The sequence below is a fragment of the Entomobacter blattae genome (assembly GCF_014672835.1).
GTDB lineage: Bacteria > Pseudomonadota > Alphaproteobacteria > Acetobacterales > Acetobacteraceae > Entomobacter > Entomobacter blattae.
On record NZ_CP060244.1, the window covers coordinates 2,355,661 to 2,379,305 of the forward strand.

The following is a 23,645-nucleotide window of genomic DNA, read 5'->3' on the forward strand; positions in this document are numbered from 1 at the left end:
CAAGACTGTGGTAATATCTTTCATAAATCCTGCTCTACGTCCTTAGGGCATGAATCAGAAACCCCGCCGTGTTGGTCGCACTGGCGGGGTTTTGCTATTCTCGTCTATCTAATAACTGACTTAAACTGTTACTTCTTTCCGTCAACAACCGGCTCTTTAGGCTTCTCCAGTCGCTCAAGCCCTGTTTTCAGGCTTTCCTTGTCCTTCGCCTCTGCCAGGGCTTCCTTGGGTTTGTCCTGAGCAAAGATCAGGCCATTTTTATAGGGAGGGAATTCCTACTTCGGGAGCCATCCCTCATCAAGAAGCTAAAAAACCTGTATGCCTCATTTTTTGCTTTTGGTGTATTTCCCCTCTTCAAATATCTCTGGTTAGTTTTGGTATCGGCATCATCATTGCCGAATTTTTACCTCTTCCCTCAATTATCGCTCATCCAGTAAAGCCTGACCAGACCTTGAAGAACCAGAACCAGAGCCCGCATAGTCCTTTCTACACTCCATTTACCTTGAGTATTCACAAAGAGAAGCTTAAAGCTCTCTCCCCTGTCAGCCATAAACCTTTTTCCCTATCAAAACGTTAGAAATACAATTCGTCTTTATTCTGAAAACTTACGGATGATGGTTTTCTCCTGTTATGGTTAAGGCTGCTTAATAAACATCGTTTAATGAAACTTGGCGGCCCCTTGTGGGGCCCTGAACGATGACGGGGATATAAAATGTTAAACCGGCGTGAACTTCTTAAAGCTTCTAGCTATCTACCGGCTCTCACCCTTCTGGGGAGCGCTGGGGGAGAACACGCCCTCCCTTCTTCTGAGAGAACAGCTTATCTGCCTACTCAAAAACTGCTCAAACTTTTTAAAAACGGGCAGCTTTCCCCCATGGATGCCCTAGAAGCCCAAATAGCTCGCATTGAAAGACTGAACAAAACCTTTAACTGCATTACTTACCGCCATTTTGAAGAAGCAAGAGCAGCAGCACAAGAAGCAGAAAAACGCTACAAGGCGGGAAATCCTCGCCCACTAGAAGGCCTGACCATTGCCGTAAAGGATGAATATGCTGTAAAGGGATGGCGCACAACCATGGGCTCTCTCCTGCATAAAAACGCACCACCAGATAAAAATGACCATCCTGTTATTGAACGGCTTAGACAGGCAGGAGCCATTTTCCCAATCCAAACCACCGTTCCGGAACTTTATAGCTGGATTACAACAGCCAGCCACCTTTGGGGAACAACTCACAACCCGTGGAATCTCTTCTACACTCCTGGCGGCTCTTCGGGGGGGTCTGGTGTGGCTTTGGCTGCAGGGTTCACAACCCTTGCCCTGGGGTCAGACATGGGCGGATCCATACGCATTCCCTGCGCACAATGCGGCCTATATGGCTTTAAACCGCCTTTTGGCCGTGTACCGACCAGTGAAGTGCCTTACGAATCTGATGGCCCCATGGCCCGAAATTTTGCTGATCTTACCCTGCTCACCCAGGCTATTGCAGGGCCCCATCCCGCTATTCATTCCTCATTACGACCAAAGCTTGAATTCCCTTCCCAGTACGAATCCATTAAGGGTTGGAAAATTGCCTACGATGCCGGGAAAGGACTAACCCCCCTCGACCCAGCCGTTCAAAAGGCCATGGCAAAAGCCATTTCAACCTTCCAGGCACTCGGAGTTACGGTTGAGACTGTAGATATCGGCTTTCAAGCCAAGGATATGGATGTTTACCTACAGGGCCTCTTCTCCACCAGTATGGGAAGCCTTTTAACCGAAGCAGCCTCTTCTTCGTCTCGCGGCCAGCTCACTCCTTACCTACAATTCATGATAGCACGTCTCAAAGGAAAAGTTGGGCCAGAAGCTGCAACTGCTGCAGAAAACCTGCTCAACCAATATCACACCCTCGTGCAGGATAAAATCTTTAATCAAGGCTTCCAAGCAATTATCATACCCACTTTAGGCACGCCCTTTATCCCTGCTGAACATGGCCTTCACCCCACCATAGACACAGTAACCCTTAACGGCCAGAAGGTTAAAGGCATTAGCTTTGTCCTAACCTGGCCATGGAACCTTCTGGGGCGTTACCCTGTTATTTCGGCACCCATCTGTATTGGCCCCCAAAATATGCCCCTCGGCATGCAGATTATTACCAATACATTTGAAGATATCAAAGCTTTTCAGATCGCTTCTTCATACGCCCAAAAAGCACCCCCTCTTTTTACAGAGAAACTTTTTCCCTAAACCTCCCTTTGGTATGCGTAACAAGGATTATGGCTAAAGGTTACTACGGGTTGTTTAAAGTCGAGTGATTTAGAGTTTTGCCCCAGTTAACTGCATCAGGACAATCTTTTTTTAAAAAGGGAAATTCAACATGCCCCCCCAGAGGAACCAGAAGAGCAAAACAGTTATAACCACAAAGAGTGTTAAACCTTCAGCAGGGGTAGAGAAGCTCTATCATTCAACCAATATAGGTCCGACAAGCTCTTGAACAATCAGCAAACTTGGTGTTTTGCATTATAAAAACTTTCAATTTGTTGGTTTTTCATAAAAAAGTGATATAAGCTTTAACTATCTTCTTGCTAAATACCCCCAAGACGCTCAGAATTTTTAGGGGTAAAAAAGAGGGCGTATCTCCTTAAAGTAAACACAATTTTCTTTATTTATAAGGTTTGTAACAGTCCTGTTATTACTACCTGTATGGCAGGTATGGTACAGCCTATTTTCGTTTTACATCCTTTTTTATTATAAATTTATGTTCTCATCTCTTGCGTTATTTGTTATCTCCATCCTCTGTTTTGGTATTAGCGCCATTTCTGGTGGGGGTGCCGGCCTTGTTCTTATGCCCGTATTGGGAATGAGCATACCAGCAGCCGAGATTCCCGCTGCGTTATCCATCGGCACTGCATGTAGCGCTCTTTCACGCATTACCCTTTTTTTCAAAAATATTCATTGGGGCATTGTTGCACGCTTTGTTCCCGTTGCCCTGCCATTTGCGGTTTTAGGGGTTTGGCTTTTAAGCATTACCAGCCCTGTTTACCTTCAGCTCCTGCTAAGCCTGTTCCTGATTGGGAATGTGATTTTCTTGTTTTCCAAAAAAACCTCTACACCCCGTGCCCTTAGTAAAAATTGGCTTTACGCCATTGGAGCAGCTTCTGGACTTATCTCTGGGTTTACGGGGGCCACGGGGTTAGTCTTTAATCATTTTTATTATCGAATGGGAATTACCAAAGAGCAGATCGTAGCAACACGTGCAGCCAACGATATCCTTATTCATGCTTTAAAAATCTTCCTCTACTTCTTCTTTGGCCTTCTCTCCTCTCACTCTGCTGTGGCTGGCTTTACGGTTGCCTTGGCAGCTGTCCTCTCTTCCTACTTGGTAAAATATATCCTCCCCTTTCTTAATGAAAGGCTCTTTAAAAAAATTGGCTATGGTATGACCGTAGCTGCCGGAATTTTTATGTTTATGACCGCAACTCATAACATTATGCAGCAAAACAAAATTTCTCTTAAGATTGAATATTCCTGGCAAAAAAAAAAGCTTAACCTTTTTTGGAAGAACCATATCATTCCCATAGTGGATTTTACATAAAGGTTTTCAACCAAACATAACTACCCACTATTGCTAGAACCATTGCCCCTATGGCCTATTGGGATTAAACTAGAAAAGAATAAAGCATTCGACTCTGAAACAAAAGCCACGTTTTATTTGTCCATGAGAAGAGATATACCATGACAGTCTATACCATCTGCTATGACTTACACGACTCTGAAGGCCAAGAAAAATACCATATGCTGGAAAATGCCTTAAAGAAAATTCCGCATAATGGGCTCATTAGGGCCTTAAGCTCAACTTTCTTTCTAGATACCCACCTGAGTGCCCAGGAAGTTGAGGATTTTCTTAAAAAATCGACCCAGTATGGCGGAAATATTATTATTATTCCACTCACAAGCTCGCATAATAATGTTAAAATTGAAGGAAACCATAGAGAAAAGGTTTTTGACTGGCTTTATAGCGGAAAAAGAAACTGGTAAAAAACCTTCTTCTATTATTAAAAACGGACTTCTCGATAAAGAACACCTTTTCCTTCTGAACGCCCTACGACAGAGAAAACGGAACAACAGTTCTAGAACACGAGATCAAAAAATTCGTCCCTTTTCTGAGAAAAACGTAGTGGTAGCGACAACATACCCAGCGTTCTTAGCAGAGGAAGGATCAGTTCCCTCTTTAACTTTCCTATTGAAAAATAATAACAAAAATCTCTACCCCTCTACTAAAATCCCCGCGCGTGCGGGGAATACGCACCAGACGCTATCGTTTATACGCAGTTTTACGGTTCATCCCCGCGCGTGCGGGGAATACAATTATGTACTATACTATACAAATAATGCGCCCGGTTCATCGCCGCGCGTGCGGGGAATACACGGCTTGGTCCCAATTGGCGGTGGGGGGCACCGGGAATACCCCGCGCGTGCGGGGAATACCTGAATGCTATGTTCAGGGGGCAGGAGTTTGCCGGGAATACCCCGCGCGTGCGGGGAATACGGTCTGCCCCATTGAAGATCCGATAATCCACCTGGGAATACCCCGCGCGTGCGGGGAATACTTCAGTTCTGTATTTAGGTCTAGAATAGTGTTCGGGAATACCCCGCGCGTGCGGGGAATACTCTTAGTGTAAATTATTGATTAAGCATCATTATTTTACTGTCAAAGAATCTACCGAATAGGATTAGCTTTACCAGACTGTCTAGCAGGCTGTCGAGAGGACTGCTTCATCATCGGCCCAGGCTCCGCTGGAAGAGCTGCCTCCTTCCCAAAAGCCACAAGACGAAAATGATCAAAATCAACAGGAACCCTGCGATTTTGGCCGCATGTATCAAACTCAAAACCCGCATCATTAGCGGCAGTCCAGGCCATAACGGCATTTCCCTCTTCAATGTAGGAACAAACTTGCTGCCAGATCATCTCCCTGACCCGTTGTCCATACGCCCCAATGTAAACCCCCGCACGTACCTCTAAAAGCCATACGGCTAAGCGCCCCCTTAAACGCGGGGGGGCATTTTCAACCACGATGACCAACATCACCCAACCCTTTTGGATCCTCAAAGGCAATTGGCATCGCTTCATCGGGCACTTCTGGCATCTCACCTCCCCCAGCAGCCAGAACCTCACCAATCAATGGAATAAGACGAGATAAAATATTTGATCGCCGAAAAGCATCTCGACACTGGCGGCGAACAGCTGAGACCGCATCTGTAATAGGCGCTCCATTAAGCAGTTGACCCCTCTGCACACAGCCCGCAACACGGAAGGCCTCTGGCACTACCGTTTCAAATTTTACAATATCAGCAATATCGTAGACAAAGCTTTGTGGTTTACCTGTGTGTAAAAAACCAATAGCCGGCGCATACCCAGCTGCAAGAATAGCGGCTTCTGTAATGCCATATAACGCTGCCGTTGCCGCAGACAAGCAACGATTAACCAAATCAGCCGTTTCCCACTGATGAGGATCATAATTGCGTCCATCCCATTTTACCCCATAGGTTTGGGCCATTATCCGATATGTTTCGCGCACGCGTGCCCCTTCTATTCCACGCAACTGCTCAACAGAGCGGCGTTCTGGTGCATCCTCTCCAAAACGGAGCGCATACATTTTACGAACAACATTCAACCGTGCCGTATCATCCAAAGCCAAACGTGCCTGATACAATAGACGATCAGAACGGGCCCCTCCAGGCTGGCCCGTTGCATATAACCTTACACCAGCCTCCCCCACCCAGATCAGTAAAGTACCCGCCCGGGCAGCCAACGCCACAGCCATATGGCTGACCCGTGTGCCAGGCTCAAGCATTAAACAGGCCAATCCCCCTATGGGAATATGCATGCGTACCCCGTTTTGATCAACAAGAACAAACGCACCATCAAGCACATCAAGCTGGCCTTTTTCAACAAAAAGGATAGAGGAACGTTCCTTTAAAGGTATGGGCCGTGGAGGGGGCAGACCAGGAAGAGAACTAGACACTGCAAAACCTTAAATTGCACGGCGAATCAACATAAGCCCACACCCAAAGGCCCGAGCACGCCCAAAACCTTTTAGCAAAGAAGGTACAAAAATTTCTGGATCAGTCACAGTAAGTTCACCATTCAAATCCATAACCCCAAACGTTGCATAATTTCCTACATCAGGGCGGAGCACACGCAAAACATCATATGCTTTTACCTTTAAGTTTTGAAATAAAAAGCCAGACGTGCTTCCTCGCCGTTGCAGCCACTCTTCAGCAGCCTTACAAAGAAGGCCTGGGCGTTTCTCTGTTCGTTCCGATTTAGAAATATGATATAAAGCATCCATAACAACATCATGGCGCCGGCTTCTTTTATGATCAGGCGTTTTTCGATCTATTGTAGCATTCACACGAAGCAGAAAATTCAAACGGTCGTCTTTTTGTACGGCCGGTGAGAAAGGCTTGGTTTGAATTCTAAAAAGATTATGCTGATCCACCGGCTCACGGGCTGACAATACAATAAATTCCCCCTTTTCAACTTGCCTCCATAAAAAATCACGCTCACGCTCAGGATCATCACCAAACAGCGTCCACAAGAGATGATGAGCTGCTCGATGTTGCCCGCTTTTGCCGTTTGGTAATAACAGGCAAGCCAAGGCCCTAACAGATGCCTCTTTACGAAGAATAATACGGGACAAAAAAGCGTGACTCATTGCGAATGACCTTTCGTGCGAACCGCTAACAGCGCTTCTTCGCGCACCCCAAACTGCCAACGACTTCTGGAAAGGGGAAAGTCACGACGCTTTTCTCGACGAAGAAGATAACCCTCTCCCCCTTGAGTGGCTACATCGGCTGCATCCATAGTAATGAGCAATTCCTTATTATGTGCAACTTTAGAAAATAGGTCTCGAAATGATTTTCTTTTCTGCTGACTCCCTGCTTGCGGCTTATTTTCATCCGTCAGATGCTTTTCTCGTTGGTTAGCTTTGCTCTCCTCTACCGGTAGACTCACAGAAGATTTTTTTGTGCCTAAATAAGCTTCGGGGCCTTCTTCATGGCGTTTTATAAGAGCTTCTGTAACCGTTGAGGCTTCCTGAATCTGCGGGGCTAATGGTAATGCCAGTGGACACGATCGCCGCCCAAGTGAAAGCATAAAAACGGGCTGAAGCATGGCCTGTTTTAGACGATCCAAAGACCAACGCGCTGAAGGATTACGCAACCACAAAGCACCTATATGCCAGACCCCCATACGATAATCACGTTCAGAAAGAACTGTAACTGGCTCCTTAGCAGACGACAAAAGCTCTTCTCTACGGGTAGCAAATTTTTGTTTTTTAGAAGTTGGGACAGCCTGTGCGGTATGGTAATCAATTATCATAGAGCCTGATGCATAACATAAGACCCCAACACCATACTCACGAGCCAGATGGGTATGAGCTTCTTCATCCTCTCTGATAATGCCAAGGCTTGCTGCAACAAGGCCCAATACGGCAGAGAGAGCAGGCCGATCCCTTCCCTCGCGCCGTTCTCCTATGGAAAGATCACCAAACGAGGCTATAGGGGCCACCATCGCAAATGTAAGAAATTGCTCCATGGGCCAACTCAAGCACAACAAAATTTAACAATTTCAGCCAATGTCTTACTCTCTTTGTTCCCCAATTCAAGTTCACAGTCCTCAGTATACCCTGGCCCGTAAACACGGGTAAGCTCACTACGAAACTTTTTCAAGGCTGTAATCGAATCCTTCATTAAGTCTTCCCCAATGACTGGTTTCACAAAAGAGCCCGCCAGTGTTCTTGGCTGCTGATCACCTTTTTCTGCGAGGATATAGCCAGCCCGTGCCAAAGCGGCAAAGCTATTTTGCTTACCAGAGGGAGAAACCGTAGCAGCAGCTTCCACCAAAGCCCCAAGAGCTGCTGACATAATGCCACTTTCACCTTCCTCTTGGCTTCCAAGATTTTCCTTAAAAAGATGGCGATTAACGCAAAGATAAAGGTAAAAAACTCCTGATCCGAAACCTGCGTCTCCTATAAAGCCAGCGCCGGTATCCTCTTCTGTCTTTTTAAGATCGTCAATAGCTGTATAAAAGTCATCCTCTGGAGTCACACGGTGTGTAGTAATAGCATGGGCCACTTGTGCTGCGGCTTCACGATTCCAACTAGGATCGCTTGCAAACATACGACCAAATAAACCAATATCTGCCGCCGTATCGGCTTTGCAAAGCAGGGTTTCCTTTTCCTTCATGGGGTCAATCTTTGCATCTGAAAGCATACGCTCAGCGAATGCGAAGGCTGCTTCACGCTCTTTAGGAGAAATAAAGGCCAGCTGATCTATAGCGGTTGGATCTTTATCTTTTTCTGCTTTGACTTTTCCATAGACGCTCGCTATTTTTCGGGCAATTTCAATAGCTTTGGTCTCTTCCACCCCTTTTTGAAGGAGATGTTGTTGAATTTCCCTCCCAAACCGTTGGGTACGAACACCCATATGGTCTTCCAGCGCATTTTTAAAAATATCTGAACTCCGCCAGGCCCGCTTAAGAGATTGAGAAGAAATACGCTGGCGGGTTACACCCCCCACCACGGCTGTTTTAGGATTTCCCGCATCATCACGGTTTACATTAGATGGTGGATAAAAAGTTAACAGATGCAATTGTAAAAAACGACTCACTCTTTTATTCCTTTTCAATTTCGTTAGTGGGTCCTTCTGGCTCATCATCCTCGCCTAACTTCCCAGCATCCCAGTATTGAAACACCCACTTAATGCGTATATCTTCTGCCCGCTTGTTATAATATTCCCGTTGAGATTGGCTACACTCATCACTTTTCGGCCAATAGAAAACACCTTCAATCAAGTCTGCAATATTTACTTTATTACCCATTAATTTTACCAGCCGTCGGAAGCCGCGCAGACACTCCTCAAGGCTTTCTGCCCTCAACAATCGGCTGAAACGTATCGGCTTACAGAGCGCTGTACTCTCATCTCCCCCTTTTTCTGGGCCTATACGCCTTGCTACAGACTTCTCTGTATCCTTTTCTCGGACAAGGGCCAAAACCCCACAAACCAATGCCAAGCGAAGGATTTGATTTTTTAAAATCGTGTTATCAACGGCAGAGTCCTGACAATAAGACTGGATTAAATTCTGCACGAAAGGTTCAAGCAAAAGTTCAGGAATAGAATGACATCGCCTTAATTGAGCCAGTGCCCCCTTATTCCCCTTTTTCCCTCGCTCTGGGTCAGGTTGAAGCACTTGCCACCATGACTGAGCCAGCTTGACTATATCAGCGCTATGTTTTTTATCGGGGCTATGTTTTTTAGACTGTCCGTTCACTGGAGTTTACTTCCTTTCAGAACGCTCTCGTAAGGGGAGCTCCAAAGCCTGAGCAAGGGCACGACCTTCTTTCCCAGAACACGCCAAAAACGCCAAGAGCTGACGGCGACATCTTGCAATACGCTCAGCATGCCCAATACTCGTTTCTGGTCCAAGGAGGACGGTTCTATCAAAACCACTTATCACGGCATTTTTTAGAGTTTTAAGCCATGCCATCCTAAAGAAAACATCATCCTCTGCTTCACCAACCTTATTAAGAAGTTCAAAAAACTGACCTTCTGTATTGGAAATGAAGAAATGCTGTAAATTTGAAAACACGCTTTTATCAAACAATACGTTTTTTTTATCAAACAACGATACGTTTTTTTTATCAAACAAGGCATTTTTTACGGCGTCTGTTAGCTTCCTCCACACTTGATTTACCCCATCAATGCAACAGCGTGCAAAATGATCTATCCGTTCTCGCAGTTCCTCATCAGCAGCACCTGGCAAGGGCATTTCACTTTCTACAAAACTGCGTGCTTTCATACTATCCATGTCATAACCCGCAGCTAATAAGCGCCCCTTCCGCGTAAGCCCACAATCCACGGCACGCGTACTATGCCATTGGGCAACCATACTGGCAGGTAAACGATTGCCATCTCTGGTACTGACTACCAACCCAACCCAATGGCGGTAATGAATACCCCCCGGCTGAGGATGAAGACTTAACCATTCAGCACCATCTTTTTGCCTATAGGCTGGTGTTAAGGGATGGACCACAACGCCAGGGCTATACTCCTCACCAATCCAGCCTGCGTAATCAGGCCCGTGCGGCCTTTGCCTCCACCCTGTCACCAAAACATTCTCTTTTTGCTCTGTGAGATCGCAATAGCCTTCCTCTACAGCGGTAAATTCCAGCCTGATCCGCCGAGGCATTCCCCACCAACATTGTAGAGTATCCGCATTCTCACCAGGGCGAACCTTGTCTTTCTCTTTTCCTGAGAGAAGAGTTGGCGCCAGCCAGGGGAAAACAGTTTCCATATTTTTCTCAGTAACGCGTTTACCACAAGGCGTATTGGCCCATAAAATCTGCCATAAAGACGCATTCTCCTGAGGAAGAACCAAAGTTACTAAAGGCCCTCCTCCTCTCAGGCCCGTCTTATTGCCCTGCCCACCGGAAGGTGCCCAGGACTGTAAGGCAAAAAGCGCCATCGCTGCCGCAGGACGCCCTAATTGAGCAACTTGATCCCTGTGTACGAAAAGATCCTTATTCTGCTTGATCGTGCTTTCCCCTGGCGCATTAATCAGCAGCCTCTCTATCGGCTGAAGATCAGCCTCAAGCTCTGAATAATCCTGTAAAAACCGTGGGCCTGGCCCATCCAGAAAAAAGGCTTTGGCTATAGGATCATAGGCCTCGTCCAATCTTGCTACGCTGGGAGGCTCTTCCCATAAATCTAACCACTCATCATGATCGTCTGGAGAAAATGCCGTTGCCAATAAACCAATCAGGAACTCATAAGAGGCAATTTGAAAATCTGCTCTGGGCCATTCAACATCCATAATAGGGTCATCAGAATAGGCCTCTACCACCTCGGCGGGCCTGATCGTAGACAATATTCCAGATTTTCGCCGAACGGGCAACCATGCCTGATGGATGAGATTAAACCAAGAGTCTTGCATTTCTACATCGCCACCTTATGACCAGGCTATTTTCTCTAACATGTTCTCTTTATAAGCAGGCTTTTTTGTGAAGAATAGGCCACGTTTAACCTTTACACAATCCATTTTTTACAAATCCGTAATGTATTAAATTCACTTTCTAATTTACGGAGGAGAACTCCAACCCAAAGAGGAGCGGATCATACCCAATTCTGACATCTCTGCCTTTGCTATCCTGTCCAAAACCGTACCATCCAGCACTATCTTGCAATAAAACCAGGAGCAGAATTTTGCCTTCTGCCTTCCGCTCCCAACGAGTCCAACTTTGGCGAGCCTCTTCTACAGCCCTTTCCATTCCCGGTGGTGGAAGCGTTTTTGCAAGCCAGCGCTGCCGAATAGAAACCTCTGATAAGGCCCAGGCCTGCCACCAATCCTGCTTATGATGGCCATGAAAGGAAGTTTCTTCCCGCACTGCCCACGGCATAACACGCCCTTCTTGAACAAAAGCTAACCGCAGGGTCACGTATTCCTCATCCTGTAGCCGGGTTGGCGTGCGGATCTCATGACCCCATGATGCCGTATCAAGCTCGTAACCACTCTCAAACGTTAAGACATTGCTGCGACCCACATGTTGCTTTGCCTTAGCCCTTCCTTCGGCTCGAAAGCTTTCTTCTTTAAGACCATTCGGAATAGCGCCTTCGGATTGGCTATCTCCTACTTGTTCAATCAACTCTCTGATATCTTCAGGAACAGTCAATCGATGATGGTGAAAAAGAGCACGGGCCGTACGCCATAGCATGGCCGTATCGGCATAAACCGCAGCGGTACCTGGCAACACCTTTCTCACCCAATTTTTATCTGGATCCGCCACAGGGGGAGGAGAAACTACAAACAACTCCTCCCTATCAATGGGGCGGTTGCGGCGGTCATGCCTGCGTAATCGGCCAGCACGCTGGATGATTAAATCCATGGGTGCCAGATCGGTGCATAATACATCAAAATCCAGGTCCAGGCTTTGCTCAATAACCTGTGAAGCAATTAACACGCCCGCCCGTTCCTCACCTGTGCTCTCTTTTCCAAAGTGCGCCAGAATAGTACGCTCAATGGCAAGCCTGTCTTTCATGGCGAAGCGGGCATGAAAGACCAAAACCTTGACCCCTTGTTCATTAAAACGCCGGGCTGTGCTGATCACATCATCAACCGTATTACGGATCCACCCAATAGCCGCCCCCGTTTTGGCCAGAGTTCCGAGTTTTTCTTCAGCACTTTCAGGACTATCCATCCGCTGCACTGCAATTGTGCGCGAAAGCCCCGCGCGCGGGGTGCAAGGCACTTCTTCAATGCCCGAAGAGCTGGCTATAGTCACTAACGGATAAGCATGGGAGGAAACCACCCCTCCTCCGTCTAACCCCAGCCCGCGACAAAAGGCCTTAACCAGATCTTGCCTGGTTTTTTGGGTGAGTGTTGCTGACAACAAAATGGCAGACCCCCCCATTGCCGCATGAAAATGCAACAAAGCCGCCATTTCTTCTCCCATATAAGGATCAAAAGCGTGGCATTCATCGACGATAAGAATTTTCCTGGCAAGCCCCCCTTGCCGGATTGTGGCAAACCGTACGGGCAGAACCGCCAATAAGGCCTGGTCTATCGTGCCAACACCCACCTGAGCTAAAAGCGCGCGCCTGTTTTCACTTCCTAACCATTCGGCGCACAAAGCCTCTGCGGTTCCGACACTATCCTCATCACCTTCATCATAAACTGGCAGATTATCTCTTTTTTCCGGCTCAATGGCAGCGATAAAACGGTCATCAAGTTTGGCACGGCCATGGGCAAGGGCAATCGACGGCTGGGCAGAAGAAGAAAATAAACGCCGATAAGCCCCAGCAAGTCGATCGTACATGGCGTTGGCAGTAGCCATTGTTGGCAAGGCTACAAACACACCTTCACCCCGCCCCATAGCCATAAGCCTATGAGTGGCTGTAAGGGCAGCCTCGGTTTTTCCACTGCCTGTCATATCTTCTACAATTATCAATGTTGGGCTTTTAGGAAGTTCCACCGTCTCAAGCACTTTCTGCACGGGAGAAAGATGAGAAATATGACTAAACAACCCTTTAACACCGTGAAAAGGAGCAATATCACAAGGGGCTAAACCGGCTTTCTGGATAGCGATCCGGGCCTGGGGAAGAGCATGGTTTTGATAATATGTTTTTGGAGTGATGACATCTTGAGGAGTAACATAGGAGAACCACTCCTGACGAGAGCCAATCCAATCGGCCAGCACCGTAATGGCTGCAAGCTGCCATTGCATTTGCCGAAATTCTTTCTTCAGTGGTAAAGGTAAGGGGGATGGCTGGAATACAGCCCATAACTGGGATATAAATATTTCTGCGTGAGCCAGAATATTTTTCTCAACGATAACCTTATCGTCAGAAACAGGTTTCCCATGGTGCCCCGCTATGCCGCTTAAAACTTTCTGCTTTTCAGTAATCTTCCAGGACTTCCCTTGGGCATTTTCAACAAAAAATCCAGCAAGGGTTGGCCCATGACAGAGCGAGTTTAAAATTGCCTTACTCACCTCATCATGACGGCAAGAGGTGATCATAACACGCCCACCCGCCATAACCGCACCGGGTATGTCTTGGGAAGGAGATAACGGCCCTAAAATAGTGCCAGGCCAGCATTCTGGCACCTTTGCCTGAAAATGGGGTGATAATTTCCCAATATCGTGCAGGGCTACAAGAAAACCAAGTTGAGAAGGCTCTAAAAGGCTGCTTTTCTCTTCCGCCAACAAAACAGCTACGGCAGCAACATCTAAAACATGCGCCATAAGGGGATGCATAACAGCCTTTTCTTCCCCTTCTTCCTTATCCGCAGGCCTGGCTTTACCCCAAAACCATTCTATACCGCCAAGAGTGTGCTCCATGATAACCCCTTATTACATAGGGAAAATCCGATTATGCAAACGATGTATCAAACACAGAGGCCGATAACTCCTTATACATAAGGAGAAATCCCCATAGTCAGGAATAAACTCTTCCCCCCTATTCCTGCCTTTCGTCTATAACGCCTTTCACCGTCCCTTATGAAATCTGCAAAGGAGAGCAAGGATTCGAGCTTAAAGAATATCCCCACATCGCTTGCGTCTTTTATTGACAAGATTCTAGATTTTATTCCCCTTCTGAAATATTTTTCTTGGGGAAGTTTATTGTTCTTTCGCTCCCCAATCCCTTATAATCCAGTCACTGATAACTCTAGCCACTTACGGTTTTGATGTATCATCGTAGTTTACACCCAAAAAGCCGCAAACAGAAAGGGAAAATAATTTTTATTAGGTGAGCAAGTTGTATGCTTCAGCCTTTAAAAGTGCGTTTTGAGCAAAAAATGTGTAGTCTGTCTGATCACCGAAAATGATCCTATCTGTAATCCTTATATCTGCATAACTTCCAAAAACGCTCACCATAACAGGTTTATCATCATATGGGCTTGAGAAAGTTTACTTACTGGATATGAGGATGAGCGTTTAAATTGTTAATCTTGCTAAAACTCCGGATTTGCTAAAACTCGCCAAGAATAAGATCAGCACAAAACCCAAATCAGGCTTTTTAGACATTGAACTCCTCATGAGCCGGTATCGAACGGGACAAATGCCCTTTTCATAAGGGGTTTTATTTTGGGCACATGTATATCTAGCGTTTCTACTCTTAAGCCAACCGTTTTATTTTTCCTCAACATCATCACTAACAGAATTGCATAAGAGCAGCCCCACCCATAGCCTTGCCTTGCAAGCAGCACTTAGGGGCAATACCATAAGAGCCCTTTTTTTATGATATGCAAGGAAGGGTGTGCTACACTTTTCCTTGCAGGTTTATTCCCAGTGCTTCGACGTTTTAGACAAGAAATTGAATACAAAAATCCAAAGCTCGACGAGACAAAATCTTGTTATCAATTAAGTCATAGTACATAGGTTTCAAAGTTCATTGCTTGTCTTCTTCAAAGGAGGAATTGAGCGTATTTGAGGATAATAATAATACAATGCACAGCAAGACCCGAGAAAGAACAAGACCATAGAGAGAGAACAACAAAGTCAATTCATGACAGAATATAAGCAAGCATCTGCTTTGCTATTAGACCTGTCCTCTCTTGACGAATAATAAAACATTCTAAAAAATTCTCAATCGGGTAAAAACTCTCTTACCCCAATGCGAGGCCTCCTTATGATAGCTTTTTCGGCTTTAACGGGTACTGGGATAAAAATTTTCTACCGGCTGTTAGAAAGAGAGATATGGAACAAGCGTATCCCTACTGGTAAGTCAAACCGGTGGTTTGATGAAATGCTCGCCCAACGTACTTCCCCCCTTATTGAAGGAAAACATTTTTTTATGAAAAATAGCCTCCCATACTAGAGAAGCTATAACACAAACTGACTGGGCGCTGCCGTAATGAATGGATTTTTAAACACCCATGAAGCCCCCCCTCAACAAAACATGAAGATAACCCTTAATCTTTAGGCACAGAATAACGAAAAGGCTGGTGAATGATCGTCTGTCCAGCTTTCGTAAATGCCAGGAACTGCTAGATGGATCATTGCCCTACATTGAGAGCAGAACCCCGTATCGGGGCACTCTCAAGAGCTTTTTTGGTATCTAGGGTTTTAGGAAGATCAATAAAAGTATAACTCACTGATCATCTTTGATAATCTATCGTTCCATCCCCAGCCAGCCCCCAGATTTTTTACCTGAACCCATGGGAGTGGTCATTTTCCATTCCCCTGTCCAATAAGGCGCTGGCCGCAATGATCTATCCTTTTAAGCCATTATCCACCCACTCAAAGGGGAGAATCTCTTAAAAGGTTAATCTCTTAGACAAAATTGGTTATTAACATCGCCCGTCACGATAATCTTGCTGTAATGCGGCAGGCTGCCCTCCTCTGGAGAAAATAATGGCCCAAAAAGCCTTCTCCCTCAATATCTGATGAAAAACTGCTCACCAGGGTCAGCATAGTCTTGCTCTCATTTCATCATTAATACGTAGCTAAAACATGAGCGAAAGAACCAGCCAGAAAATTCTTAACCTAAAAAGGAATGCAGGCCAAAAATTGGGTTATCGCTAGAAAAACTATTCTATATAAACCATTTATGAAATTAGACCATAACCGTTTATTGAAAAACCGACGTTTTATTGAAGAAATAAACATCCCATCTGAGTCCCCTATTCTCTCCGAGGGTATGTTGGTCAGCAAATTTCTATGGGAAACTCTGTTATTAACCCTTCTGCCTACGGGACATAAACTCAATGCAGAATTCTATGTCAGCAGTACCTCTATTGGGGTTATCAAAGAGAGAAATCCTGTTCTTCTGCGCTATGCGGCCTATCCCTACCAAAAATTTGGTTTGTATCATGGAATAGTAACAGATAGGTTTCTCAACATCTGCCTTTTTCCATGATAGGGCCTCCATCGTGTAATATAGAAGTTTTTCCTTATATAGCTCAGAGCAATTTAAAATTTTTTACAAGACAGTCTTATTTAAAAGCAACATCTGTTAGCAATTTAGAGGATTTACCCTAATGTTCTAACAGTCAGATCTTTCTTTAAAAATCCAAACCCAATGTAAAAGAAATCCTTTATGTTTTTTTTCAAAAAACTACCCTACTTACAAATACTCTCTCTATCTCTCCTTACCTCTTTGCCCTTAACATCCCTCAAAGCCGCTGACACTCCTATTTCAGAAAGTGTAATCCAGGAAGCGGGAAATGAGATTTCTGCTCATATGCAAGAAGGTGGTATGATATTAACGTCGCAAAAAGTCAAGGAATGCTACGACCATAGCAAAACCGATAGCACCCTAACCCAAAAATGTATTTTGGAAGATATGACCATTCGGACCATCGACCACGATTGGCAAGCCCACATGAAACAGGAAACTGGAAAAGATTGGAAACCGGATAGTTCTTTTTTGTCGAACGAAGCGCAGATGCAAAAGAGATAAGGAGTATATTTTACCCCTGATTGGCAACCCTCAAAACATTAACAAAATTTATGGCAAAGCAACCGTAAAAGTGATTGAGATAATGATTAAAAACCAAAAATAACACTCTCTTTCAGAAAGATTATGAAAGGGATTACAAAAGGAAAATAGAAAAGCTCAGACTATAAAGACAAAGCCATATTGTTTCCCTATAAAGCTAAGTCTGGTAGGAGTTTTTTGAGCATAATCTCCCCTATCTGTAGCTGCCCCTAACACCAAAGCCATTCCTATCATAAGTAAAAAGTAAGGCTGCCCCCTCTGTTCATAGGAAAATAAAAGGAAATGCTTACCAAGACAACCTTATAACCAACCCTACAGTGCCCAGGAAAAATCTCCTACCATTTGAACCTCTCCGAGAAACAGTAGGAAGATAACCTTTCCTGGGCGATTATATCTTGACCATAAGAGATAGCTCCTCCGTAAACCACAAAGCCAGTCAACCTACTGAAGATAGACCTTTTCTAAAGGCCCATTTCATGAGAGTTTTACCGTTGAGCGGTACAGTTTTTGGGCCTACAATCACTAAAAAACTATGAAAAAGATGCCAGGCTATTTTTCATGACTTACAGAAACCCTACTCTCTTGCCCTACTTTCTTGAATGTACCTAATAGTTTTCTATACCCGGTATGTGGAGCAAAATCTTTTTGCCGTCTAGGCCTACAGAGAACTTAATAGCAGTATAGAGATATTTCTTTATTGCAAGAGTGGGACCTTCGCCTTCAATTTTTGTCCTTGTTGCAGTTGAAAAATTGGAAAGTTGGGTTTAGCGACCAGGTTTTGTCGAAAAGAAAAAAAGAAGAGAGATTTATAACGAGATTTTAATAAAAATTTTCCAGCATCGAGATCGATGAGTTTACTACGGCATGAAGTGGCACTCCCTAAAAGACAGGCCAGACTCTGTTATCACTTATCAATGGAATCCCAAACAGCAATTAAGGGGCCTTTTTGTAAGGCCTCCTTATCTTTGCCAGGAAAAATACAGGATTGTCTCTTACCAAGAGTTCCCATTATTATCCCCCCCCTTAGACAATTGGAATGAATATGATGAACCGCCTTTAAGCTCACTCTTCTGAGAAGATCATGCCGAAGAACTCGCTAGCATCAATACCATTCTTGCTGGCACTGATGGTGCCCCTTTTAGAGAAATATCCATGGGCCCTAAAATACAGAGACTTATTTAAAGATAAGGCATGATTCTTTAACTCTCCCTATTGATAATGTCCCTCTCTCTATAAGCCCTAACCCAGCAGTTGAGATCTCCCCACGTGCGAGAAACACTACCCATTGGAATAATAATGTATTTGATAGCAGCCTAGTTCATCCCCGTGCGTGCAGGGCGCACTTTCATGGATAGTTTTTTCCGGTCTATTGCAAGCTTTTCATCCCCACGCGTGCAAAAAACACTGAGTCAAAGTTTGGCAAAATAATAGTGCCCCGCTCCAAACTTAATACTGGCCCCTTTCTCCCCCATTACCGCCATAATGGCTATCTAGCAGGTAAACAATCCGTAGTACTTCTACGATTGCACCATACTTATCTAAATATAAAGAGAATCTGGACTAATAAACCTTTGGAAACCACCATATTTTTTAAGGATTTGAACAAAATAGAACGCTCAAAATACCACAAACTGGCGAAAGGGATTTCCACCGACTCTATGTATTCTGATGTGTAAGGCTGTATAAAATACTATATATTTCTTAAATAGCGACATGAATTTTAAACACCTTCAAATATGATGATACATCACATAATTTCATATTTTATGAGGGATTTCTATGGGTTGTATCTCTTCAAGACAGCTTAGTGTTCGTAAGAGAGAAAGCCTCAAAGATGGTGTACAGCGTCAAAAAACTAAAAAAGGCAACATGCAAGCGTGCCTGTTATTTGTGCTGCGATAATCGCTGGCCTTTTATCCACAGTCTTTTGACCAATAGGGCACACTAATCTGTTAGTTTGCTCTATATTCAGACCATTTTTCAGATAAGCATCAACAAAACGCCTGCGCTTATAGTCTGAGCCAATCATCCCAATAAAATCCAAATCTGGTGTTAAGAGTGCCTTTTCTATTAAAAGACTATCGAGTTGATGGCTGTGGGTCATAACCAATAAAGCCGTTTTTGTGTGATAAGAGCCTATGTAGGCCTCCTGATCATCAGTAATAATCATTTCACAATTCGATGGAAGAATATAATTCTTCGGCAATTTGCTGGCAATCTGATCGAACCATAACACTTTAACAGGAAGAAAACCCAACATGGAAACAACCGCTTGACCAATATGACCCATACCAAAAAGTAAAATATACGGCATATTTCCATTGGTTTTTTGTTCAGCTTCTTCCAATTTTTTGACTACACTCTCATCGAGACTATACAATCCAAGCTGAACACTCCCGCCACAACATTGAATATTTCCTTTGCCTAAAACCACATTATAGGTATTTGTTTTCATAGAGAAACGACTATTACCCAAAAACGGGAAAAGCTTTAATTGGTTACGCGCAAACTGTATAGCATCCCATTCCAGGCTACCGCCGCCTATTGTCCCGTATGATCTTGAAGCCGTTACCAACATGGTGGCACCAACCTCACACGGGGCAGAGCCTTTCACATTTTCAACAATAATGACAAGACAACTCTCATCCGTTTTTAAAATATGACCTGCATATTCTGACAAAGAGTGCATCACCATAATCGTCACCTTCTTTCGGTCTGCAGTGCTTTGAGATGATAAACAGCCTTTAAAATTTCCTCTGCTGTTGCCGGTGCGTTCAAATCCGGAAGGGTTTTGTAATGATCAAGACTCGCTATAGCATCTGAAATAGCCTGAAAAACCGCTACACCATGCACCAAAGGGGGTTCTCCAACAGCTTTTGAATGAAAAATAGTATGTTCCTGATTGGGGCTGTTTTCCAACAAGGTTACATTCATGATCTCTGGACAATCTCCGAAAGCTGGGATCTTATACGTACTTGGCGCATGGGTCAGCAACTGCCCCGAAGGAGCATAGACCAACTCTTCAGTGGTCAACCATCCCATACCTTGAATAAAACCACCTTCAATTTGACCAATATCTAATGCAGGATTAAGAGAAAGCCCAGCATCATGCAAGATATCAACCTGTTTAACCTTACTTTGCCCCGTAAGAATATTAACCTCCACTTCTGCACATGCCGCACCATAGGCAAAATAGTAAAAAGGTCTGCCGCGGCCCGTTGTTATATCCCATGAAATTTTTGGTGTTTTGTAAAACCCAGATGAAGAAAGGGAAATACGGGCCATATAAGCTTGTTTCACCAGCTCTTTAAACAAAATATGATGGTGCTCACAAGAAACAACACCCTCAGAAAATGATATTGTTTCAGCACTGACCTTCCACTGGGAAGCAATAAAATCTGTAAGTCGTTTTTTAATTTTACTGACTGCATCCATCACAGCCATGCCATTCATATCCGCCCCACTCGACGCAGCGGTAGCTGATGTATTGGGCACCTTATCTGTCACGGTTGCAGAAATTTTTACCTGGTCACTTTCAATACCCAAAACTCTCGCAGCAACCTGCAGCATTTTGGTATGCAAACCTTGTCCCATTTCGGTACCACCATGATTAATCAATACCGATCCATCGGTATATAGATGTGCCAACGCCCCGGCCTGATTGAGATGGGTTGCCGTAAATGAAATGCCAAATTTAACAGGCGTTAAGGCAATACCTCTGCGCATAAATCCATGTGTATTTTCAGCATGAATTTTCTGGCGCCGTTCTCTGTATTGGCAAGAAATCTCCAACTGTTCGACAAGCATGGCTATAATCGAATCTTCTACAGTCATATGATAAGGTGTAAGCTGTTTTTGGCTGGTATCGTAAAAATTTCTTTTACGCACATCAAGAGGATCAAGACCCGTAGCATAGGCAATAGCTTCTATCATTCGCTCAGCAGCAACAATACCTTGCGGTGCACCAAACCCACGAAAAGCTGTGTTAGACGGTGTATTGGTTCTGAAGGGGTGTGAACGCAAACTCACATGCGGGTAATGATAAGCATTATCGGCATGAAAAAGGGCACGATCCACAACAGCAGCAGATAAATCAGCAGACCACCCACATCGCGCCGAAAAATCCATATCAACACCATGAATTTTCCCCGTCTCATCAAAACCAGCTTGATAATTCACGTGAAAATCATGTCGCTTTCCCGTCATTTTCATATCATCATCACGATCAAGACGCAGCTTAACCGCATAACCTGTTTTCATCGCCCCCAACGTGGCTAAACAAGCCGTAATAACTGCCTGACTTTCCTTCCCACCGAAAGCGCCCCCCATGCGACGAACTTCCACAACAATATTATGTGAATATATTCCTAATATATGGGCAATAGCATGTTGGGTTTCAGTGGGGTGTTGGGTAGAAGAAAAAACCTTTACCCTTTCATCTTCAGATATATGAGCATAAGCAATCTGCCCTTCCAGATAAAAATGCTCTTGCCCACCAATGGCAATTTTTCCTGTCAATCTACGAGGAGAGTGTGCAATTGCCTTTGCACTATCTCCCTTTTGCATCCGCATGGTTCGGCACACATAATCGGCTTTTGTTAACAGTGCCTGTTTTTGGGCATCTTCAATGGTTATGACACTATCAAGCGGCTCATAGTCTATCTGTGCATATTGCACTGCCCTACGGGCCTGGTTATGGGTATGCGCAACAACCGCAAATATAGCCTGTCCATGATACATCACCTTGCTTTCTGCCAGCAAAGGTTCATGATCCTGGCCTGTTGCACTTATTTCATTAGCTGCTGGTATATCTTGCGCTGTTAAAACACAAACAACCCCTTCTGCTTCTTTGACCTGTGACAGATCCATAGAGCGAATATAGCCATGGGCACACTTGGAAAGACCAATAGCCATATGCAAAGTGCCCACTATTTCAGCGAGATCATCAATATAGGAAGCTTCCCCTTTAACATGCAGGGCTGCGCTTTCATGAGGCTGTGCATGATCAGATTGACTGTTTGATGCAGTAAAAGAAGCCACTGATTGATCCATCCCAATCCCTACCTTTTTAACATTACACTTTGTAACATTGCGATTGAATAAGACATGATATGTCAGAGAGGTATCACGGCTCCATCACAGCCCCTTACAGGATCACGCCTGTATCTTCCATATAAAATTGCGCGAGAAGGTTTTTAGCTACCTCCAACCGATACCAACTGCTAGCCCGCACATCACTCAATGGTTTGAAATCCTTATGCAAGGCTTGCTGTGCTGCAAAAAGCTGTTGCTTGCCCCACACCTGACCGCGTAAAGCGCTTTCGGCATGAAGCGCGCGCTTGGGCACAGCTGCCATCCCTCCAAAAGCAAGACGAATATCTTTAATACGTCCTGTCTTGTCCCTATGAAGAGTAAACACACCGGCAAGCGTTGAAATATCTTGTTGCATGCGTTTGGAAATTTTATAGGCGGCCATTTTCGAATGACTTGCAGACAAAGGAATGGAAAGCCCTTCAATAAATTCCCCAGGCTTTCGATCCTGTTGACCATAATCAATAAAATACTCTTCTAAGAGAAGAGTGCGTTTTTCCTGACCACACCTTAAATGTAGTTTAGCACCAAGCGCTATAAAAACAGGAGGCCCATCACCTATAGGCGATGCATTGGCAATATTGCCGCATAAGGTTGCCACACTTCTCACCTGCTCCCCTGCAATTTGATAAAAAAAATCACGTAATGCAGGGAAATAGTCACTTAAAACCGGCAAAGCCTGCTTAAAGGTTACCCCCGCACCCATAAAAAGGGACTGATCCTTTGTTAACGAAATCACTTTAAAATCAGCCACCCTATTAAGGACTATGATATGGACATATTTCTGTAGTTTTTTTGTAATCCACAATCCAACATCGCTGCCTCCTGCAACCAGCAGGGCATCAGGGTGTGTCTGATATAAATGAGCAAAAAAATCACTGTGATAAGGAGCACTAAAACGCCCCTCCACTCCTAAAATTTCTATATTTTGTTTGTCCTCAAGCTGTTGGAGACGTTTTTTTACAGTCTCTTCCATCGCTTGGAAAGAAGAGAGATATTCTTGCGTCAGCTTCTGTTCATAAATTTCTGCCATGGCCTTTTTCATGGGGCTGTAGCCGGTACACCGACATAAATTGCCTGACAAAGCCTGAGACAAACGTTCAACATCATATTTTTTTTCTGTGGCAATATACACCAACATGGACATGATAAACCCAGGGGTACAAAACCCACATTGCGACCCATGATGGTCAATCATGGCCTGCTGTATAATGTGCAGACTGCCATCAGTCTTCTTGACATCTTCAATAGTAAAAATTTGTACGCTATCCAAACTCCCCACAAGGGCAATACAGGCATTAACCGCTTTCCACTGCAAGTCACCTGCATCCGTTTTATGAATGATACACACTGTGCAGGCGCCACAATCACCTTCATTGCAACCTTCCTTACAGCCCGTGCGGCCATAATGAACACGCAACCATTCCAGCAAAGTGAGATGCGGTGTAAACTCCCTAAGTTCACATAACTGTTTCCCCACATAAAAGCGGATAATGTTACGTTCCACCATAATATTCCTTATCCATTACATCTAATAAATATGCTGGCTTTTCGATAGGTTGGCTTTCAATATGAT

18 protein-coding genes are annotated in these 23,645 nt (G+C 44.6%); 6 read left to right on the plus strand and 12 right to left on the minus strand.

Translation table 11 applies throughout. From position 1 onward, the window contains the following. Nucleotides 1-415 precede the first annotated feature (415 nt). Nucleotides 416-550 carry a hypothetical protein gene (locus tag JGUZn3_RS12700; protein WP_275402841.1) on the minus strand — a complete coding sequence of 45 codons (135 nt, stop codon included), beginning with the start codon at nucleotides 548-550 and terminating at the stop codon, nucleotides 416-418. Between the two features lie 162 nt (nucleotides 551-712). On the opposite strand from JGUZn3_RS12700, the gene JGUZn3_RS10665 reads away from it, so the two are divergent. The 3 genes from JGUZn3_RS10665 (at nucleotide 713) to JGUZn3_RS10675 (ending at nucleotide 4,015) form a co-directional block, all read left to right on the plus strand. Then, nucleotides 713-2,224 (plus strand): amidase, encoded by a 1,512-nt coding sequence (locus tag JGUZn3_RS10665; protein WP_203413491.1) that lies wholly within the window; start codon nucleotides 713-715, stop codon nucleotides 2,222-2,224. 511 nt (nucleotides 2,225-2,735) lie between these two features. Beyond that, nucleotides 2,736-3,572 (plus strand): sulfite exporter TauE/SafE family protein, encoded by an 837-nt coding sequence (locus JGUZn3_RS10670; protein WP_203413492.1) that lies wholly within the window; start codon nucleotides 2,736-2,738, stop codon nucleotides 3,570-3,572. 140 nt (nucleotides 3,573-3,712) lie between these two features. Continuing rightward, the gene (locus tag JGUZn3_RS10675) at nucleotides 3,713-4,015 is read left to right on the plus strand and encodes a hypothetical protein (protein WP_203413493.1); all 303 of its coding nucleotides are present in this window, start codon (nucleotides 3,713-3,715) and stop codon (nucleotides 4,013-4,015) included. A 682-nt stretch (nucleotides 4,016-4,697) separates the two neighbouring features. Here the strand turns inward: JGUZn3_RS10675 and cas2e are convergent. The 8 genes from cas2e to cas3 all read right to left on the minus strand — a co-directional run bounded on the left by cas2e (nucleotide 4,698) and on the right by cas3 (nucleotide 13,875). Further along, nucleotides 4,698-5,063, minus strand: a complete 366-nt coding sequence (gene cas2e / locus JGUZn3_RS10680) for a type I-E CRISPR-associated endoribonuclease Cas2e (RefSeq protein WP_203413494.1) — start codon at nucleotides 5,061-5,063, stop codon at nucleotides 4,698-4,700. Continuing rightward, the gene (cas1e, locus tag JGUZn3_RS10685) at nucleotides 5,044-6,003 is read right to left on the minus strand and encodes a type I-E CRISPR-associated endonuclease Cas1e (RefSeq protein ID WP_203413495.1); all 960 of its coding nucleotides are present in this window, start codon (nucleotides 6,001-6,003) and stop codon (nucleotides 5,044-5,046) included. The genes cas2e and cas1e overlap by 20 nt, the downstream gene beginning before the upstream one ends. Nucleotides 6,004-6,012: 9 nt before the next feature. Further along, nucleotides 6,013-6,696 carry a type I-E CRISPR-associated protein Cas6/Cse3/CasE gene (gene cas6e / locus JGUZn3_RS10690; RefSeq protein WP_203413496.1) on the minus strand — a complete coding sequence of 228 codons (684 nt, stop codon included), beginning with the start codon at nucleotides 6,694-6,696 and terminating at the stop codon, nucleotides 6,013-6,015. Then, nucleotides 6,693-7,577: a type I-E CRISPR-associated protein Cas5/CasD gene (cas5e, locus tag JGUZn3_RS10695; RefSeq protein WP_203413497.1), complete on the minus strand. Its 885-nt coding sequence runs from the start codon at nucleotides 7,575-7,577 to the stop codon at nucleotides 6,693-6,695. The genes cas6e and cas5e overlap by 4 nt, the downstream gene beginning before the upstream one ends. A gap of 8 nt (nucleotides 7,578-7,585) precedes the next feature. Then, nucleotides 7,586-8,650 (minus strand): type I-E CRISPR-associated protein Cas7/Cse4/CasC, encoded by a 1,065-nt coding sequence (gene cas7e / locus JGUZn3_RS10700; RefSeq protein WP_203413498.1) that lies wholly within the window; start codon nucleotides 8,648-8,650, stop codon nucleotides 7,586-7,588. Between the two features lie 4 nt (nucleotides 8,651-8,654). Next, the gene (gene casB, locus JGUZn3_RS10705) at nucleotides 8,655-9,311 is read right to left on the minus strand and encodes a type I-E CRISPR-associated protein Cse2/CasB (RefSeq protein ID WP_203413499.1); all 657 of its coding nucleotides are present in this window, start codon (nucleotides 9,309-9,311) and stop codon (nucleotides 8,655-8,657) included. A 6-nt stretch (nucleotides 9,312-9,317) separates the two neighbouring features. Next, nucleotides 9,318-10,973 (minus strand): type I-E CRISPR-associated protein Cse1/CasA, encoded by a 1,656-nt coding sequence (gene casA, locus JGUZn3_RS10710; RefSeq protein ID WP_203413500.1) that lies wholly within the window; start codon nucleotides 10,971-10,973, stop codon nucleotides 9,318-9,320. A 139-nt stretch (nucleotides 10,974-11,112) separates the two neighbouring features. Next, nucleotides 11,113-13,875, minus strand: a complete 2,763-nt coding sequence (gene cas3, locus JGUZn3_RS10715) for a CRISPR-associated helicase Cas3' (protein WP_203413501.1) — start codon at nucleotides 13,873-13,875, stop codon at nucleotides 11,113-11,115. 1,291 nt (nucleotides 13,876-15,166) lie between these two features. On the opposite strand from cas3, the gene JGUZn3_RS10720 reads away from it, so the two are divergent. The 3 genes from JGUZn3_RS10720 to JGUZn3_RS10730 all read left to right on the plus strand — a co-directional run bounded on the left by JGUZn3_RS10720 (nucleotide 15,167) and on the right by JGUZn3_RS10730 (nucleotide 16,939). Continuing rightward, nucleotides 15,167-15,355 (plus strand): hypothetical protein, encoded by a 189-nt coding sequence (locus JGUZn3_RS10720; protein ID WP_203413502.1) that lies wholly within the window; start codon nucleotides 15,167-15,169, stop codon nucleotides 15,353-15,355. 732 nt (nucleotides 15,356-16,087) lie between these two features. Next, nucleotides 16,088-16,396 (plus strand): hypothetical protein, encoded by a 309-nt coding sequence (locus tag JGUZn3_RS12505; protein ID WP_238996811.1) that lies wholly within the window; start codon nucleotides 16,088-16,090, stop codon nucleotides 16,394-16,396. Between the two features lie 180 nt (nucleotides 16,397-16,576). After that, entirely contained in the window at nucleotides 16,577-16,939 is a 363-nt protein-coding gene (locus tag JGUZn3_RS10730) for a hypothetical protein (RefSeq protein ID WP_203413503.1), read from the plus strand. A 1,894-nt stretch (nucleotides 16,940-18,833) separates the two neighbouring features. On the opposite strand, the gene xdhC is transcribed toward JGUZn3_RS10730, so the two are convergent. The 3 genes from xdhC to xdhA form a co-directional block, all read right to left on the minus strand. Beyond that, a complete protein-coding gene (xdhC, locus tag JGUZn3_RS10735; protein ID WP_203413504.1) occupies nucleotides 18,834-19,673 on the minus strand; it encodes a xanthine dehydrogenase accessory protein XdhC in 840 nt (279 codons plus the stop codon). A 5-nt stretch (nucleotides 19,674-19,678) separates the two neighbouring features. Then, entirely contained in the window at nucleotides 19,679-22,030 is a 2,352-nt protein-coding gene (gene xdhB / locus JGUZn3_RS10740; RefSeq protein ID WP_203413505.1) for a xanthine dehydrogenase molybdopterin binding subunit, read from the minus strand. Nucleotides 22,031-22,124: 94 nt separating this feature from the next. Further along, entirely contained in the window at nucleotides 22,125-23,579 is a 1,455-nt protein-coding gene (gene xdhA / locus JGUZn3_RS10745) for a xanthine dehydrogenase small subunit (protein ID WP_203413506.1), read from the minus strand. Between the last annotated feature and the right edge of the window lie 66 nt (nucleotides 23,580-23,645).